The 16179-nt window shown below is 64.0% G+C and carries 14 protein-coding genes and 1 pseudogene; 10 read left to right on the forward strand and 5 right to left on the reverse strand.

Annotated elements, in window-relative coordinates; genetic code table 11:
- Positions 1 to 268: 268 nt before the first annotated feature.
- The 4 genes and pseudogenes from ACVIYL_RS31220 to ACVIYL_RS31235 all read right to left on the reverse strand — a co-directional run bounded on the left by ACVIYL_RS31220 (position 269) and on the right by ACVIYL_RS31235 (position 4471).
- The gene (locus tag ACVIYL_RS31220; protein ID WP_253610005.1) at positions 269 to 1303 is read right to left on the reverse strand and encodes an ABC transporter permease; all 1035 of its coding nucleotides are present in this window, start codon (positions 1301 to 1303) and stop codon (positions 269 to 271) included.
- A gap of 102 nt (positions 1304 to 1405) precedes the next feature.
- On the reverse strand, positions 1406 to 2908 hold the full coding sequence (locus tag ACVIYL_RS31225) for a sugar ABC transporter ATP-binding protein (RefSeq protein WP_253608462.1): 1503 nt from the start codon (positions 2906 to 2908) through the stop codon (positions 1406 to 1408).
- Positions 2909 to 2917: 9 nt separating this feature from the next.
- Positions 2918 to 3955: a sugar ABC transporter substrate-binding protein gene (locus ACVIYL_RS31230; RefSeq protein WP_253590132.1), complete on the reverse strand. Its 1038-nt coding sequence runs from the start codon at positions 3953 to 3955 to the stop codon at positions 2918 to 2920.
- 88 nt (positions 3956 to 4043) lie between these two features.
- A pseudogene (locus tag ACVIYL_RS31235) lies at positions 4044 to 4471 on the reverse strand (globin).
- 457 nt (positions 4472 to 4928) lie between these two features.
- Between ACVIYL_RS31235 and ACVIYL_RS31240 the strand changes: the two are divergent.
- The 10 genes from ACVIYL_RS31240 to ACVIYL_RS31285 all read left to right on the forward strand — a co-directional run bounded on the left by ACVIYL_RS31240 (position 4929) and on the right by ACVIYL_RS31285 (position 15711).
- On the forward strand, positions 4929 to 5300 hold the full coding sequence (locus tag ACVIYL_RS31240) for a DUF2946 domain-containing protein (RefSeq protein ID WP_253608464.1): 372 nt from the start codon (positions 4929 to 4931) through the stop codon (positions 5298 to 5300).
- Between the two features lie 82 nt (positions 5301 to 5382).
- The gene (locus ACVIYL_RS31245; RefSeq protein ID WP_253608465.1) at positions 5383 to 7791 is read left to right on the forward strand and encodes a TonB-dependent receptor family protein; all 2409 of its coding nucleotides are present in this window, start codon (positions 5383 to 5385) and stop codon (positions 7789 to 7791) included.
- Positions 7792 to 7802: 11 nt separating this feature from the next.
- Complete coding sequence (locus ACVIYL_RS31250) at positions 7803 to 9029, forward strand: sialidase family protein (RefSeq protein WP_253608466.1); 1227 nt, start codon at positions 7803 to 7805, stop codon at positions 9027 to 9029.
- Positions 9026 to 9523 carry a TlpA family protein disulfide reductase gene (locus tag ACVIYL_RS31255; protein WP_456780448.1) on the forward strand — a complete coding sequence of 166 codons (498 nt, stop codon included), beginning with the start codon at positions 9026 to 9028 and terminating at the stop codon, positions 9521 to 9523. The genes ACVIYL_RS31250 and ACVIYL_RS31255 overlap by 4 nt, the downstream gene beginning before the upstream one ends.
- Before the next feature lie 35 nt (positions 9524 to 9558).
- Complete coding sequence (locus ACVIYL_RS31260) at positions 9559 to 10065, forward strand: copper chaperone PCu(A)C (protein WP_253608467.1); 507 nt, start codon at positions 9559 to 9561, stop codon at positions 10063 to 10065.
- A 7-nt stretch (positions 10066 to 10072) separates the two neighbouring features.
- Positions 10073 to 10600: a YcnI family copper-binding membrane protein gene (locus tag ACVIYL_RS31265; RefSeq protein WP_253608468.1), complete on the forward strand. Its 528-nt coding sequence runs from the start codon at positions 10073 to 10075 to the stop codon at positions 10598 to 10600.
- A gap of 3 nt (positions 10601 to 10603) precedes the next feature.
- Entirely contained in the window at positions 10604 to 12166 is a 1563-nt protein-coding gene (locus ACVIYL_RS31270) for a copper resistance CopC/CopD family protein (protein WP_253608469.1), read from the forward strand.
- 164 nt (positions 12167 to 12330) lie between these two features.
- A complete protein-coding gene (gene proS / locus ACVIYL_RS31275; protein ID WP_225159004.1) occupies positions 12331 to 13650 on the forward strand; it encodes a proline--tRNA ligase in 1320 nt (439 codons plus the stop codon).
- Positions 13651 to 13722: 72 nt separating this feature from the next.
- The gene (locus ACVIYL_RS31280) at positions 13723 to 15003 is read left to right on the forward strand and encodes a lipoprotein-releasing ABC transporter permease subunit (protein WP_028339647.1); all 1281 of its coding nucleotides are present in this window, start codon (positions 13723 to 13725) and stop codon (positions 15001 to 15003) included.
- Between the two features lie 9 nt (positions 15004 to 15012).
- A complete protein-coding gene (locus ACVIYL_RS31285; protein ID WP_253608470.1) occupies positions 15013 to 15711 on the forward strand; it encodes an ABC transporter ATP-binding protein in 699 nt (232 codons plus the stop codon).
- A 111-nt stretch (positions 15712 to 15822) separates the two neighbouring features.
- Here ACVIYL_RS31285 and ACVIYL_RS31290 read toward each other — a convergent pair whose 3' ends face one another.
- The gene (locus ACVIYL_RS31290; protein ID WP_057016489.1) at positions 15823 to 16095 is read right to left on the reverse strand and encodes a DUF3551 domain-containing protein; all 273 of its coding nucleotides are present in this window, start codon (positions 16093 to 16095) and stop codon (positions 15823 to 15825) included.
- Positions 16096 to 16179: the final 84 nt, after the last annotated feature.

Genomic DNA, 16179 nt, shown 5'->3' on the forward strand with positions numbered 1-16179 from the left:
GCGGCTTTCCCTGCGCCCTCTTCAAACGCGAGGGCGGAACGAACAGCAAGCTCGGACAAATCATGTCGCGAGAATGCGGATGTTTGACTCACGAGCGATACACACTCGGCGTCGTCCCGGCGAAGGCCGGGACCCATAACCACCAACGATCATTGTTGAGCGACGCTGGAATGACGAGTTCCTTCAACAATACCCGCCGCGGCGTATGGGTCCCCTGCTTTCGCAGGGACGACGAATGGAGAGAGCTGTGTGCTCAGCTCCTTCATCCTTAATCCGCCGCCTGTTCCCGCAGCCGCTGCGCGTACACGTTGATGATCAGCGCCGCGAGCAGGATCAACCCGCGGATCAGGATCTTCAGGAAGCTGTCGATATTGACGTGGTCGAGGCCGTTGTTGAGAACGCCGAGCACGAACAGGCCGACGATGGTGTTGCCGATGCCGCCGCGGCCGCCGAACAGGCTGGTGCCGCCGACCACCACGGCCGCGATCGAATCCAGCAGATAGGTATCGAACTCGTTCTGCTGGGCGCTGCCGAAATGGGCGACGCCGAGCATGCCGCCGATCCCCGAGCACACCGCCGAGATCACCATCACGCTGCCGAGGATGAGCTTGACGTTCAGCCCGGCGAATTCCGCGGCCTCGCGGTTGCCGCCGACCATATAGACGTAGCGGCCGAAGCGCGTGTAGGTCAGCACCAGATGGCCGCCGAGCAGCATCACTGCCGCGACGATCACGATCCAGGGGATGCCGCCGATCGATCCCGAGCCGAGCGTCGTGATCAGGTCCGGCACCTTGTAGGCGATCTGGCCGCGCACCAGCAGTGCCGAGACGCCGGCCGCGATCTGCATCATGGCGAGCGTCATGATGAAGGAGGGGATGCCGATCATGGTCAGCCCCAGCGCATTGACGAGGCCGAGCAGCGCGCACAGCGCCAGCGCCAGCAGGATCGCAGCAAAACCCGGCATCGGGACATTGGCGATGTTGACGTAGGATTCCTGCAGCGTGAAGTACGCCACCGCAATGCCGGTGACGTTGGCGATGCTGGCGATCGACAGGTCGATCTCGGCGCACAGGATCACGAAGGTGAGGCCGACGGCGATGATGCCGGTGACCGACACTTGCGTGAGGATGTTGCCGACATTGTCGATGGTGGCAAACGACGGGCTCGCGATCGCGAAGAAGGCGCTGAGGAAGATCAGCGTCAGGAACGGCGCGATGTTGCGCATCTGCGAGCGCAGGAAGGGCGCCAGCCCGCGCGACCGCTGGTGATCCTCTCGCGCCGTCGCGCCGTCACTGCTTGCCATCATGGCTCTCCATCAAGCGCGATGAGGTCGTCATCGCGCTTTCTCTGTTCGTTTGAGCATGATCTCATCGGAAAACCGCTTCGCACTTTTCCGGATCATGCTCTAGGCCGCCTCCAGCAGCCGGTCCTTGCTGACCGCTTCGCCCGCGAATTCGCGCACCACCGCGCCGCGCTTCAGCACCAGGATCCGGTCGGCCAGCGACAGCACCGTCTCCGGCTCGGTCGACAGCACGATGATCGCCAGCCCCTTGGCGCGGAGATCGCGCACGATGTTGATCACGTCGTTCTTGGCGCCGACATCCATGCCGCGGGTCGGCTCGCACAGCACCAGCACGCGCGGCGGATAGGCGAGCCATTTCGCCAGCGCCACCTTCTGCTGATTGCCGCCGGATAGCATGCCGAGATCGAGGCCGACCACCGGCGGCCGGATCTGCAGTTGCTCGACCTGGCGCTGGGCGATCGCACGCTCGCGCACCGGCTTGAGCAGCAGCGCCGAGATCCGTTCGAGGATGCTGATCGAGATGTTCTTGTAGACCGGTTCCTGGTGGAACAGCATGGCGCGCCGGCTTTCCGGCACCAGGGCGACGCCGGCCCGTCGCGCCGCCGCGGTGCTGCGAAACGTCTTCGCTGCGCCGTCGACCGCAAGCGTTCCGCCGTCGGGTCGCAGCTTGCCGAACAGGATCCGCGACAGCTCCAGCTGCCCGCAGCCCATGAAGCCGTAGATGCCGAGCACTTCGCCGGAGCGGGCCTCGAACGAGACGTCCTGCAGGCTGCGGCGCAGCGAGAGCTGATCGACCTTCAGCACCGCCGCGCCTCCGCCCGGTTGCGGGAGCATCAGGTCATCGGTGTAGCTGTGCTCCAGCGCCTCGCCGCCGCGGCCGATCATGGCCTCGATCAGGGCGCCCTTGGTGGTGTCCGCGGACGCGGTCTCCGCGATCTTCCGCCCGTTGCGGAACACCGTCACCACATCGGAGACCCGCAAAATGTCCTCGATGAAGTGCGAGATGAAGACGATGCTGGTGCCTTCGTCGCGCAGCCTGTGCAGCGTCGCAAACAGGCGTTCGACCTCGGGCGGAGAGAGGGCGGAGGTCGGCTCGTCCAGGATGATGATGCGTGCGCCGGAAAACAGCACGCGGGCGATCTCGATCAGCTGCTGCAGGCCGATCGGCAAATCGCCGAGCCGCGTCATCGGATCGACGTCGATGCCAAACCGTGCCAGCTGCTCGCCGGCCTCGCGCGCCATCCGCCGCCACTGCACGAAGCCGAGGCGGTTGGTCGGCTGGTTGCCGAGGAACACGTTCTCGGCGACCGTGAGATCAGGCGCGACGCTGAGCTCCTGATGCACCATGCCGATGCCGGCGGCGTGCGCGTCGCGGGTGGAGCGGAAGCGGGTTTCCTTGCCGTCCAGCATGAAGCGGCCGGAGAACTCCGGATGCACGCCGGCGATGATCTTCATCAGCGTGCTTTTTCCGGCGCCGTTCTCGCCGACGAGACCGTGGATCTCGCCGGCGTGCAGCGCGAAGTCGACCCCACGAAGGGCTTCGACACCGCCGAAGGCCTTCGTGATCTGGTGCAACTCGAGGATCGCCGAGCGTCCCTGCGTCATGAGGCCCGCTCAGATCAGGAAATGATCCTCCATCCATTGCATGCCGGCGGCGTTGGCCTTGGTCACGACGGGACCATCGGTCACGACGTTCTTCGGAATGCCCTGGCCGCTCTTCTCGCCGCCGACCACGGCGGCGACGCCCGCGACGATCGCGCCGCCATGGATGCGGCAGGACGGATTGCGGACGGTCGCGAACATGCGGCCTTCGCTGACCGCCTGAATCGCCGGCGGCATGGCGTCGACACCGCCGATCAGGATGTTGGTACGGTTGCGCGCCTTCATGATGTTGTAGGCGGCGAGCGCCATGTCGTCATTGTGGAAGAAGGCGGCGTCGATCTGCGAGTATTTGGTCAGATAGGTTTCCCAGAGCCGGGCGGTCTTCGAGACGTCCCAGTCGGCGGGCTGGGTATCCAGCACCTCGATGTTCGGGAACTGCTTGATGACCGAGTTGAAGCCCTTGGCGCGGCCCTGCGCGCCGGTATGGCCGAGCGCGCCCTGGGTCATGATGACCTTGCCCTTGCCGCCGATCGCGTTGCACAGCGCCTGCGTTACGGAGGCGCCCATGAACTCGTTGTCAGGTGCGAGGAACGAGTGGACGTTAATTTGATCGAGAGGAGCAATAAGCGTGTCCATGTCGATCACGGGGGTCCCGGCGTCGATCATCTTCTGCACCGGCTGGGTCAGCGTGCCGATGCCGAACGCCTGGATCGCGACGAAATCCCATTTCTGCGACGCCATGTTGTCGATCGCGGCGCGCTGCTTGACGGCATCGAGCTGGCCGTCGAACCAGGTCACCTCGACGTTGAACAGCTTGCCCCAGAACTCGGCGGCCTGCTTGCCTTGCGCACACCATGTCGCCTGCAGTCCGGCGTTGGAGAATGCCGCCTTCAGCGGCTTTTCCGAGCGTCCCATTTCGGCGGCGAGCGCCGACGTCGTCATGCCCATTCCGCCGAGCAGGCCGGCCGCAGCTCCACCTGCCGCCGCCATCTGCAGAAGGTCGCGCCGCGTCGTCGACGCCTTGTCCATCCCCTTGTCGGTCCCTGGCATTGCTTGCTCCCTCTTCGTTTTTCTGACCGTCGGCGTCAATTGCACGCGCCGCGGATAAAGCGAGTGTGTCACAATCGGAACGGTGATGCTACGGCCTCTCGTCCACGAGATGTTTCTCTGCTGCAGCACGATGGCTTCGATGTCGCCGAGCAGCTTGTGCCACGCAGCATCGATCTCCGCAGTCCACTGCTCGCCGAGAATTTCACGCAAGCTGTCGGCAATCACGGCGAAGAACGCGACGAACAGTTCGCGCGGCGTTCCGTAGGCGTCGTGTGAGAACACTTCCGATTCGATCAGGCGAAAATGTCCGCGGCGCTCCTCCGCGAAATCGAGGATGGCTTCGATCGTCAGCGCCAGCATCGAGCCTTTCACCGGCTCGCTGCCTTCGGTGCGAAACATCGCCTGCGTCTCGGGATGTTCGCGAAACAGGCGGCGATAGACTGACGGTGTCAGATCATCGCAAGCCGCGGCTGCGAGTTCAAAGCTGCGTTCGATCGGATTCGATGATGGAGTCATAGCGGATTGCGATCATCACATAAAAAAAGAGCAGGGCTCAAAGCCCTGCTCCAAAAATTGTGTCGACCCTATTTGCCCCAAAAATTCGATTTGATCTTGATTGATGGGGTGACGCTGCTTGTGCGCGTCGGGCTCCTCCCGAGACTTGGACCACCAGGACACACCTCGCGGCTGGCCTGAGCCCGAATTGGTAGACTATCTTTCCAGGCTTGTCATCATTTTCGGCAACGATTGTTCAATTTTCGAGCAATTTGCGAAATGATTGGGATGGCGCCACTGGCGGTTGTAACCGGAGATGCAAAACACGTGGCAGGGTAAGGGGATACGACTGATTTCGGAGTTGCCGTGACGCAAGTGCCACGCTCGGTTATTTCCGTCGGCTGGACGAAACCGGACGCGTCGGCGATCTCGACTTCCGGCGTGCATGGTGGTTAGTTCCGTCCCGGATGGTTTTGCGATGCGCCGGCGGCTGAAGAATTTTCTGCCCATCGTCCTGGTTGCCCTTCTGGTGCAGATTCTTGCACCGATCGGGGCCTGCTGGGCGGCGAGCCTTGCCGCGTCCGATCCGCTCGCGGCCGCCACCATCTGCCACGGCGATGCCGGCTCGGGAGCCGGGCAGGGCGACCAGACCGGTCACGACGCCCATGACGGCTGCTGCTCAGCGTGCAGCGTGCTGCAGACCGGTGCGCCCGTTGATAGCCCGCAAGTTACCGCTCAGGCCGTCGAACGCCTGCCGAGCCGGATCGCCTGGCTTGATTTCGCCTCCGAGCTCGATCGTTCGCGCGCCGGCCTCTCGGCGCAAGCCCGCGCCCCGCCGCTGTTTTCCTGACGACCTTGTCGCTGCCGGTGCGTCCCGCGCCGGCAAGTGCCCTTGAGCAAGCCGGCCGAAGTGCCGGTGTCAGGATTCATCCATGTTTCGCTATCACCCGCTGGAGGCGGCAAGCATGCTCGCGCTGGGCGCGACGCTTTGCGCATTGCCGTCCGCTGCCGAAGCCCAGGCGCCCAGCACAGAGCTACCCTCCGTCACCGTCGAGGCGCCCCGGACGGCGGTGCGCGCCAAGCCGGCGGCGCCGAAGCCGCGGGCTCGTGCGGCGTCCGTGCGGCGGCCACCGAAGCCGGCGACAGCGCCGGCCGTGACGGCGGCCCCAGCGGGCGTCGCGAGGCCGGGGGAGACGCTTGCCGCGACCCGCGACGGTTTGAACCGGGCGCCGACAGGCCAGACGCAGACGACCATCGACCGCAGCCAGTTCGACAACCGACCGGCGTTCTCCGTCGCCGATGTGCTGCGGGACAGTCCGGGCATCTCGATCAAGCAGGGCAACGGCCCGCGTGATTTCGGTATCTCGATCCGCGGGTCGAATGCGCGGAACGGCTTCGGCATCCGCAACCTCGTCATCTTCGACGACGGTTTCCCGGTGACCCAGCCGGACGGCCTGTCGCGCAGCGACCTGATCGATCCGCATGCCTATGGCGCCATCGACGTGGTCCGCGGGCCGTCATCGGCGCTCTACGGCAATTATGCGACCGGCGGCGCGCTGAATTTCAGGACCCGGCCGGGCGGCACGATCGACGGCGTCGAGTATGGCGTCGACGGCGGCAGCTTCGGTTACCTCAACAACTATCTCGCGGCGGGCAAGAAGGTCGGCAATTTCGAGGGCTCGCTGTTCGCGAGCGACGCGCGCGGCGACGGCTACATCGGCAACAGCTGGTTCAACACCCAGACCGTCAATTTCCTCGGCACGCTGCAGGTCACGCCGGACGACCGCTTCACGGTGAAGCTGATCAATAATGACCTGACGACGCGCCTGCCGATCCGCTCCTCGCTCAACCAGTTCTACCAGAACCCGTTCCAGCTGGGTTGCACGACCGGCGCGACGGCCGCGCCGGGATGCGCCACCGTGACGCTGTTCAACAATGGGTTCAACGCGGCGGCCGGGACCGACAGGGAGACCGCGCTTCAGGCGGGCCTTGGGCGCGACGACCGCCGTACCATCGTCGGCGGCCGCTGGGAGCACGACTTCGACAACCAGACCACCTGGCGCAACCAGTTCGTGTTCGACGACCGCAACATCAACCAGCCGACGGGATCGACGAGCGCGATCGGCGACTTCCCGTCCTACAACTACATGAGCGACGTCGTCAGACGCGGCGATGTGTTCGGACTGGATTCGACCACCTATTTCGGCGGCTTCTACAATAGGCTCACCGCCTCGAGCGATACGCGCAATGTGATGCCGGGCGGAAATGCGACGCTCGGAAGCCTGTCGAGCAATTTGTTCAGCACGACGACAAATTACGGTGTTCGCGCACGCGAGGAACTGAAGCTCACACCTGCGCTGACCGCCGTTGCCGGCATTGGCTGGGAGACCACCAGCCTCACCGGGCGGAACACCGCCTATGGCTATGCCGGCGCGGCCGGGACCAGGACCACGGCGATCACGACGGCGGACCGGCAATTCCAGAATACCGCGCCCGAGCTCGCATTGCTGTACCGGCTGAGCAGCGAGTGGCAAGTCCGCGGGCGGGTGGCAACCGGATACGGCACGCCGCAGGTCGGCAATCTGTTCGTCCTGCCGAGTGGCGCCTCGGGCAACAACACCCAGCTGCAGACGCAAAAGAATCTCGGTTACGATGTCGGTGCCGACTGGACACCGAACAACGCGCTCAAGCTCAGCGTCACCGGCTTCTACGAGTTCTTCAAGGACGAGCTCGTTTCTCAGGCCACGCCGCTTGCGGGCATCTCCTACACGTTCAACGCGCCGCGATCGGAGCATCGCGGCGTCGAGCTGGCCGCCGACTGGAAATTCCTGCCGGGCTGGCGGTTCTCGGCGGCCTACACTTATCTCGACGAGGTCTACACGGAATACGTCGAGAACATCACGAACGGCGCGGTGTTCAGCTTCAATCGCGCCGGCAACAAGATTCCCGGCATTTCACCGAACGAGCTCACGGCGCGGTTGGGCTACGACCAGCTGTCGGGTCAGTTTCAGGGACTTGGCGGGTTCGTCGAAGTGCAGTGGAAGGACAGCTTCTACATGGATAACGCCAACCTCTTGAAGGCGCCGGGCTATGAGCTGGTCAATCTCAACCTGCACTACAAGACCGATCTCGTCTCCGATTACTTCAAGGCGCTGAACCTCTACATCGAGGTGAGGAACGTCTTCGACCGGACCTACGTGGCGTCGGCGAACAACATCTCAAATTCGGTGACCGCGGCAGGCATTCAAAATCCCGCGAGCGTACTGGCGAACTCGACCAACTCGATCTATGCCGGATCGCCGCGCGCCTTCGTGGCGGGCATGAAGATTGCGTTCAAATGAGGAGCGCATCGATGACCTATCGCAAACCGGTCGCCCTGACGCTGCTTGCATCGCTCATGCTCGCGGCCTTGCCGAGCCTTGCCGTCGCACAGATGAGCCATCAGCACGCCTCCGAAGCGGCCTGCGAAGAGACGGCCCTGCGCTGCGCGACCAAGGTCACGCCCGCCTTTGGGCGGGATGGGACATTGTGGCTGGCGTGGATGGCCGGAGGTCAGATCTCCGTCGCGAGCTCAAAAGACCAGGGCAAGAGCTTTTCCACACCGGTGCAGGTCAGCCGGGAGCGGCTCAATCTCGATTGGGGACCGGATGCGCGGCCGAAGCTTGCGATCGATGCCAAGGGCAACATCGCTGTGGCCTTCTCGATCTTCCGCGATCAGAATTTCAACGGTCAGGTGCTGACCACGCGATCGACCGATGGCGGGCGCAGCTTCGAAGCGCCGAAGCCGATCACCGCGAGCAATGAGAGCCAACGTTTCGAGGCGATTGGCTTCGATCCTGCGGGGGCGGTGTTTGCCGCGTGGCTCGACAAGCGTAACCGCGTGCCGGCGCAGCAGCGCGGCCAGAAATATGATGGTGCCGGATTGTTTTTCGCGTCATCCGGAGATGGCGGAGCAACCTATTCCGACGCGCGGCTCGTCGCCGACAACACCTGCGAGTGCTGCCGCCTTGCGCTGGCATTCGATGGCGCGGGCCGTCCGGTGGTCGTGTTCCGGAACATCTTTGAGGGTGGCGTGCGCGACCATGCGATCGTGACGTTCTCCGACCTGGCTACGCCCGGCGAGATCGATCGGGTGAGCCACGACGACTGGCAGATCGCGGCCTGTCCGCATCACGGTCCGAGCCTGACGATATCGCGCGAAGGAACCTACCATGTGACGTGGTACACCAACGGCAAGGCGCGCAAGGGATTGTTCTATGCGCGCTCGAGCGACGGCGGCAAAACCTTCTCCGATCCGCTTCCGGTCGGTCAGCCGAACCGCAGCCCGTCACGGCCGCAGATTATCGCGGGGCCGCAGGGGCTTGTCATGGCCTGGAAGGAATTCGACGGGCAGAAGACGACAATCGATCTCATGACATCGCACGACGATGGAGCGACATGGTCGAAGCCAAGGGTGATCGCGGATACCGCCGACAGTTCCGACCATCCGCTGCTCGTCTCGGACAGCCGGCAGACCTATCTGTCGTGGATGACGAAGGCCGACGGCTACCATTTTCAAGCGATCGAGGGCGAACCATGAAGCGTTATCTGCTCGCGGCGCTGGTCCTGCTCGCAACGCTGCCGTCCGCATTGGCGGCGGGAGAGGGCGCGCCAAAGCCGTTCGAACGCGGCAGCTGGCAGAAGCTGCTGCATGCGCATGCCGGTCGTCCGACCCTGGTGCATTTCTGGGGAGTGACCTGCGGACCATGCAAGGTCGAGCTGCCGGAGCTTGGCCAGTTCATGAAGGATCATCCCGGAATCGATATCATCACGATCAGCGCGGATCTGGTTCCCAACCTTCCGGAAGCGACGCGATCGATGCTGGATCGCGCCGGCCTCGGCGCGGCCGAAAACTGGATCTTCGACGACGGCTTTGCCGAGCGGTTGAGATTTGAGATCGATCCGGCCTGGCAAGGCGATATCCCGCGAACCATGCTGATTTCCCGGGATGGAACGATCACGACGATCGAAGGGTCGGCCGAAATCGCCGATCTGAACAAATGGTCCAGCGCCCAGTCGGCAGCAACCCGATGACACTTGAATTTCAACTTGAAAGGAAATCCGTCGCCATGAAGACGCTCTCCCGCATCCTTGCCCTCGCAGCGCTGACCGCTGCACTCGTCTCGACGTCCGCGCGCGCGGAGGACGTCAAGGCCGGCGATCTCGTGATCACGCAGGCCTGGACGCGCGCAACGCCGAACGGTGCCAAGATCGGCGGCGGCTACCTGACGATCGAGAACAAGGGGACGACGCCCGACCGGCTGGTGTCAGGCACCGGCGATGTTGCCGGCAAGATCGAAGTCCACGAGATGTCGATGGACAATGGCGTGATGAAGATGCGTGCGCTCGACAAGGGCCTCACCATCGAGCCCGGCAAGACCGTGAAGCTCGCGCCGGGCGGCTATCACCTGATGATGTTCGATCTGAAGAATCCGCTGAAGCAGGGCGACAAGGTGCCGGTCACGCTCGAGTTCGAAAAGGCCGGCAAGGTCTCGGTCTCGCTGGACGTGCAGGCCGTCGGCGCGCAGGGGCCGGGCGGCGGTCATTCCGGTCACATGGACATGAAAAAGATGTGAGGCAGCCATGCGATCACAGACGCTCCTCATTGCCACGGCGGCGCTGCTCGCAGCGCAGCCGGCGATCGCGCATATCACGCTCGAAGGAAAGCAGGCGGTGGTCGGATCGTACTACAAGGCGGTGTTCGCCGTGCCGCATGGCTGCGCGGGCTCGGCGACAATCAAGATCCGGGTGCAGATTCCGGAGGGTGTGATCGGAGTTAAGCCAATGCCGAAGGCGGGTTGGACTCTCGATACGGTCACCGGCAAATACGCCGCGCAATACGACTATCACGGCGCCAAGCTTTCCGAGGGCGTCAAGGAAGTCGCCTGGAGCGGTGGCAAGCTTGCGGATCAGAACTACGACGAGTTCGTGATGCAGACGTTTGTCACCGATACCTTGAAGCCCAACACCACGTTGTACTTTCCGGTCGTGCAGGAGTGCGAGCAGGGCGTCAGCCGCTGGATCGATACCCCAGCCGACGGGCAGGGCGGCCGGCACGACCATGGCAGCAAGACACCGGCTCCCGGCGTCAAGCTGCTGCCGAAGTCGTAAGCGATGCGGCTGGTCGCAAACCTCGCAACGCTGCTCGTGGCGCTGTGTCTTGCGACCTCGGCCCATGCGCATGCCGTCCTGATCGGCGCAGAACCGGCCGACGGCAGTGTGATGGCTGAAGCACCCAGGACGGTGGTGCTCCGCTTCAACGAAGCGGTGGCGCCGACGGCGGTCAGCCTACTCGACGCTGCGGGCAAGCCGCGCGACGTCGCGATCCGCGCCGTCGACCAGTCGGTGGTGGTGACGCTGCCGGCGGGCCTGCCGCAGGGCACGCAGGTGGTCAGCTATCGCGTGGTGTCGCAGGATGGCCATCCGGTCGCCGGCTCGTTGCTGTTCTCGATCGGCGTCGTCACCGGCTCGGCGGCGCCGTCAAGCGACGGCGTGCTCCATGCACTGATCTGGCTCGCGCGGCTCGGGCTCTATCTGGGCTTGTTTGTCGGCGTCGGCGGCGTGTTCTTTGCCGCCTGGATCGGGCAGGGCCCGGCCGGCGAACGGTTGATCATGTGGTCGCTGAAGATCGGCCTTGTCGGCGCGATCGCGTCGCTTGGACTGCAGGGCGTCGACCTCTTGAACCTGCCGCTCTCGGGCATCGTGACGTGGGCGGCGTGGGCCAGCGCCGCCGGCACCAGCCTGTTCCCAGCGCTGCTGCTCGCGATGGCCGCGATGCTGATCGCGGCGATTGCCTGGCGCAGCCCGTCGTTCGGTGCAGCCTTTACCCGCACTGCAATCGCAATGATCTGTGTCGGGCTGTCGTTTGCGGTCAGCGGCCATGCCGCCACCGCCTCGCCGCAATGGCTGACGCGGACCGCGCTGTTCATCCACGGCATTGGCCTGGCGTTCTGGATGGGCGCGCTGGCGCCGCTGGCAGTGCTTGCCTGGCAGCGCAAGGATTCGCTGCTGCGGGTGCTGCGGCATTTTTCGACGCTCGCGGTGCCGGTCGTCGCATTGATCGCCTTGTCGGGCCTGGCGCTCGCCATCGTCCAGCTCGAAAGCTTTCACGCGCTGATCGACACCGGGTACGGCAACATCCTGGTCGCGAAACTGGTGCTGGTGGTGCTGCTGCTCGGGCTCGCTGCGCTGAACCGGTTGGTGTTCACGCCGGCCATCGCGCGCGAGTTTCATCGGACACGGCCGCTGCAGCGCTCGATCGGGCTCGAATTCGTGCTGATGATCGCCATTCTGGGCCTCGTCGCACTCTGGCGCTTCACGCCGCCGCCGCGCGTGCTGGCGATGTCGGCCGATGTTCCGCTCGCGGTCCACATTCACACTGATGCCGCGATGTTCCAGGTGCTAATCGCGCCGGGCAAGGTCGGGCCGAACAACTTCGTGCTGCAGCTGATGAACGGCGATGCCAGTCCGTTCGCGGCCAAGGAAGCGACGCTGACGCTGAGCCTGCCCGAGCGCGGCATCGAACCGATGGAACGCGCCGCGGCGCGCGGTGCCGATGGCTATTGGCACGTGCGCAAGGTGCCGCTGCCGGTGCCGGGCCGCTGGCACATGCAGATCGACGCCCTGGTGACCGATTTCAAGAAAGTGACACTGGAAGACGATTTCGAGGTCAGGTAAAGCCGCGGTCGGCGCGCTCGGCACTTCGATGGCACGCAATTCGTTCAAATGGCCGAAAATCGCCTGATTTGAAGGGTTTTTCTTATTTGGCGGCCTTGTGTTTTCACAGCCGATCCGGTTTCACTGCAGCTCTTCCCACGCTTTCCTGATTCCCGAGTAACGCCATGCGATTGTCGCGGTTTTTCCTGCCCATCCTGAAAGAAAACCCGAAAGAGGCGGAGATCGTCTCGCATCGGCTGATGCTGCGCGCGGGCATGATGCGGCAGGAGGCTGCCGGCATTTATGCCTGGCTGCCGCTCGGCTTCCGGGTGCTGAAGAAGATCGAGCAGATCGTTCGCGAGGAACAGGACCGCGCCGGCGCGCTCGAGCTCTTGATGCCGACGCTGCAGCTCGCCGATCTCTGGCGCGAAAGCGGCCGCTACGACGCCTACGGCCCGGAGATGCTGCGCATCCTCGATCGTCACAAGCGCGAGCTGTTGTACGGGCCGACCAACGAGGAAATGATCACGGAGATTTTCCGCTCCTACATCAAGTCCTACAAGAACCTGCCGCTCAACCTCTACCACATCCAGTGGAAATTCCGCGACGAGCAGCGTCCGCGCTTCGGCGTGATGCGCGGCCGCGAGTTCCTGATGAAGGACGCCTATTCGTTCGACCTCGACGAGGCCGGCGCGCGGCGCTCCTACAACAAGATGTTCGTTGCCTATTTGCGCACCTTTGCGCGGATGGGCCTCAAGGCGATCCCGATGCGGGCCGAGACCGGCCCGATCGGCGGCGACCTCAGCCACGAATTCATCGTGCTCGCAGAGACCGGCGAGTCCGGCGTCTACATCAACCGCGATGTGCTGGACCTGCCGGTGCCGGGCGCGGACGTCGATTATGACAGTGATCTAACGCCGATCATCAAGCAGTGGACTTCGGTCTACGCCGCGACCGAGGACGTCCACGAGGCTGCGCGCTTCGAACAGGAAGTGCCTGAGGCAAAGCGGCTGAACACGCGCGGCATCGAGGTCGGCCAGATCTTCTATTTCGGCACCAAATATTCCGAGACCATGAAGGCGATGGTGGCCGGTCCCGACGGCGTCGACGTGCCGATCCATGGCGGCTCCTACGGCGTCGGCGTGTCGCGTCTGGTCGGTGCGATCATCGAAGCGTGTCATGATGACGCCGGCATCAAATGGCCCGAGGCCGTCGCGCCGTTCCGCGCCGCGATCCTCAATCTCAAGCAGGGCGATGCCGCGGTCGATGGCGCCTGCGAGCAGCTTTATCGCGAGCTCTCGGCGAAGGGCGTCGACGTGCTCTACGACGACACCGACCAGCGTGCCGGCGCCAAGTTCGCCGCGGCCGATCTGATCGGCATCCCGTGGCAGATTCTGGTCGGACCCAAGGGGCTTGCGGACGGCAAGGTCGAAGTGAAGCGTCGCAGCGACGGCTCACGAGACAACATGAGCCCCGCCGACGTGGTCGCGAAGCTCGCGGGTTAAAGTTTATTCACGCCGCGCTGATCGGCGGGGTAATCCGGCCACATTTGGCCCGAATCATGGGATTATCGGCAGATGGATGAGACCATGAGCGAGCCAGTCCGTACCCCGCCCTTTGCGCCATTCGAATGGCTGCTGTCCGGACGCTATCTGCGCGCGCGCCGCAAGGAAGGCTTCATTTCGGTCATCGCCGGCTTTTCGTTCCTCGGCATCATGCTCGGCGTCGCCACGCTGATCGTGGTGATGGCGGTCATGAACGGCTTCCGCAAGGAGTTGCTGGACAAGATCCTCGGCCTCAACGGACATATTCTGGTGCAGCCGCTGGAATCGCCGCTGACCGACTGGAAGGATGTCGCCGACCGCATCAGCCAGGTGCAGGGCATCCGCCTCGCCGCGCCGGTGGTCGACGGGCAGGGGCTCGGCTCATCGCCGTTCAACGCCGCCGGCGTCTTCATCCGCGGCATCCGCGCCGACGATCTCAACAACCTCACCTCGATCGCCAAGAACATCAAACAAGGCTCGCTCGAGGGCTTTGATGAGGGGCAGGGCGTCGCGATCGGTCGCCGCCTCGCCGACCAGCTTTCGCTGCATGCCGGCGACATGATCACGCTGGTCTCGCCGAAGGGCGCGGTGACGCCGATGGGCACCACGCCGCGCATCAAGCCCTACAAGATCACTGCGGTGTTCGAGATCGGCATGTCGGAATATGATTCGACCTTCGTGTTCATGCCGCTGACCGAGGCGCAGGCCTATTTCAACCGCAACAACGACGTGTCCTCGATCGAGGTGTTCACCACCAATCCGGACAAGATCGAAACCTATCGCAAGCTGGTGACCGAGGCGGCCGGCCGGCCGGTGTTCCTGGTCGACTGGCGGCAGCGCAATTCGACCTTCTTCAACGCGCTTCAGGTCGAACGCAACGTGATGTTCCTGATCCTGACCATGATCGTGCTGGTCGCGGCGCTCAACATCGTCTCGGGATTGATCATGCTGGTGAAGGACAAGGGCCAGGACATCGCGATCCTGCGTACCATGGGCGCCTCGCAGGGTTCGATCATGCGGATATTCCTGATCACCGGCGCGTCGATCGGCGTCGTCGGCACGCTGGTCGGTCTGCTGGTCGGCTTGCTGATCTGTTTCAACATCGAAACCATCAGGCAATTCCTGTCGTGGCTCACCAACACGGAACTGTTCGATCCCACGCTGTATTTCCTGTCGAAGCTGCCTGCTGAAATCGATTTTGGCGAGACGCTCGCCGTCGTGATCATGGCGCTGACGCTGTCCTTCCTTGCGACGCTCTACCCGTCGTGGCGCGCCGCGCGCCTCGATCCGGTCGACGCGCTCCGGTACGAATAAGGAGCGCACATGGCGGAGGGGGCGGAAGACACACCGGTCGTCTATCTTCATGACATCAAGCGGGAATACCGGCAGGGCGAAGCGACGCTGACCGTCCTGAACGGCGCCAATCTCGCGCTGTGGCCCGGTCAATCGGTGGCGCTGGTGGCGCCGTCGGGATCCGGCAAGTCGACATTGCTGCACATCGCGGGCCTGCTGGAGACCCCCGATGACGGCGAAGTCTATGTCGCGGGCACGCCGACCTCGCAGATGTCCGACGTCGACCGCACCCAGATTCGCCGTTCCGATATCGGCTTCGTCTATCAATCGCACCGGCTGCTGCCGGAGTTCTCGGCGCTCGAGAACGTCATGCTGCCGCAGATGATTCGCGGCCTCAAACGCTCCGAAACCGTGAAACGGTCGACCGAGATTCTCTCCTATCTGGGGCTCGGCGATCGCATCACCCATCGCCCAACCGAGCTCTCGGGCGGCGAGCAGCAGCGTGTCGCGATCGCGCGCGCGGTTGCCAACGCGCCCCGGGTACTGTTCGCGGACGAGCCGACCGGCAATCTCGATCCCGGCACGGCCGACCACGTCTTCAACGCGCTGATGCAACTCGTGAAGGCGACCCGGGTCGCGATGCTGATCGCGACTCACAATCTGGATCTCGCCGCGCGAATGGATCGCCGGGTGTCGCTGTCGAACGGACAGGTTGTCGAGCTCGAATAGTGCGCCGTCGCGTGAACTGGCTAGCGGTGCGCGTGAAGAAGCCGCGCTAAGACGAGAGAATCCGGAGCCTTTTTCCGTGTCGCTTCGGTCGGAACGAAATGCTTCTGGCTCTCAATAAGCGGGGCGAGGCCGTCTGCCGGATGCTCTCGGCTGCCTGTCGATCGGCGGCCCGGCATAATAGGGGTTGTTGATGCAGATCGCCGCGAGGCCGGACGCCGAAGCCTGGCACTGCGCGATCGACGTGTAGCCGCAGTCGGTATCCTCACCGCCCCATCGGTAGTTGGTTTTGCAGACCGGCGAGGTCGAATCGTATTTCTGGGCGCTGGCCGGCGCGGCTGCCAAGGCCAGGAGTGTCGGCAAGAGTGCCAGAATCAGACTGCGCATCAGAAATCTCCTCGTCGGCGCCGGCAATGCTGATGCCGAGCGCGCGCGAATAGGCACCTGTGCGCAGCGCCGGATCAACTCACA

Source organism: Bradyrhizobium sp. USDA 3315, assembly GCF_054056795.1.

What these genes read in the sequence shown, in the direction of transcription:
- ACVIYL_RS31220 (WP_253610005.1), bottom strand. Translation starts at nt 1,303, where the DNA reads ATGGCAAGCAGTGACGGCGCGACGGCGCGAGAGGATCACCAGCGGTCG.
- ACVIYL_RS31225 (WP_253608462.1), bottom strand. Translation starts at nt 2,908, where the DNA reads ATGACGCAGGGACGCTCGGCGATCCTCGAGTTGCACCAGATCACGAAG.
- ACVIYL_RS31230 (WP_253590132.1), bottom strand. Translation starts at nt 3,955, where the DNA reads ATGCCAGGGACCGACAAGGGGATGGACAAGGCGTCGACGACGCGGCGC.
- ACVIYL_RS31240 (WP_253608464.1), top strand. Translation starts at nt 4,929, where the DNA reads ATGCGCCGGCGGCTGAAGAATTTTCTGCCCATCGTCCTGGTTGCCCTT.
- ACVIYL_RS31245 (WP_253608465.1), top strand. Translation starts at nt 5,383, where the DNA reads ATGTTTCGCTATCACCCGCTGGAGGCGGCAAGCATGCTCGCGCTGGGC.
- ACVIYL_RS31250 (WP_253608466.1), top strand. Translation starts at nt 7,803, where the DNA reads ATGACCTATCGCAAACCGGTCGCCCTGACGCTGCTTGCATCGCTCATG.
- ACVIYL_RS31255 (WP_456780448.1), top strand. Translation starts at nt 9,026, where the DNA reads ATGAAGCGTTATCTGCTCGCGGCGCTGGTCCTGCTCGCAACGCTGCCG.
- ACVIYL_RS31260 (WP_253608467.1), top strand. Translation starts at nt 9,559, where the DNA reads ATGAAGACGCTCTCCCGCATCCTTGCCCTCGCAGCGCTGACCGCTGCA.
- ACVIYL_RS31265 (WP_253608468.1), top strand. Translation starts at nt 10,073, where the DNA reads ATGCGATCACAGACGCTCCTCATTGCCACGGCGGCGCTGCTCGCAGCG.
- ACVIYL_RS31270 (WP_253608469.1), top strand. Translation starts at nt 10,604, where the DNA reads ATGCGGCTGGTCGCAAACCTCGCAACGCTGCTCGTGGCGCTGTGTCTT.
- proS (WP_225159004.1), top strand. Translation starts at nt 12,331, where the DNA reads ATGCGATTGTCGCGGTTTTTCCTGCCCATCCTGAAAGAAAACCCGAAA.
- ACVIYL_RS31280 (WP_028339647.1), top strand. Translation starts at nt 13,723, where the DNA reads ATGGATGAGACCATGAGCGAGCCAGTCCGTACCCCGCCCTTTGCGCCA.
- ACVIYL_RS31285 (WP_253608470.1), top strand. Translation starts at nt 15,013, where the DNA reads ATGGCGGAGGGGGCGGAAGACACACCGGTCGTCTATCTTCATGACATC.
- ACVIYL_RS31290 (WP_057016489.1), bottom strand. Translation starts at nt 16,095, where the DNA reads ATGCGCAGTCTGATTCTGGCACTCTTGCCGACACTCCTGGCCTTGGCA.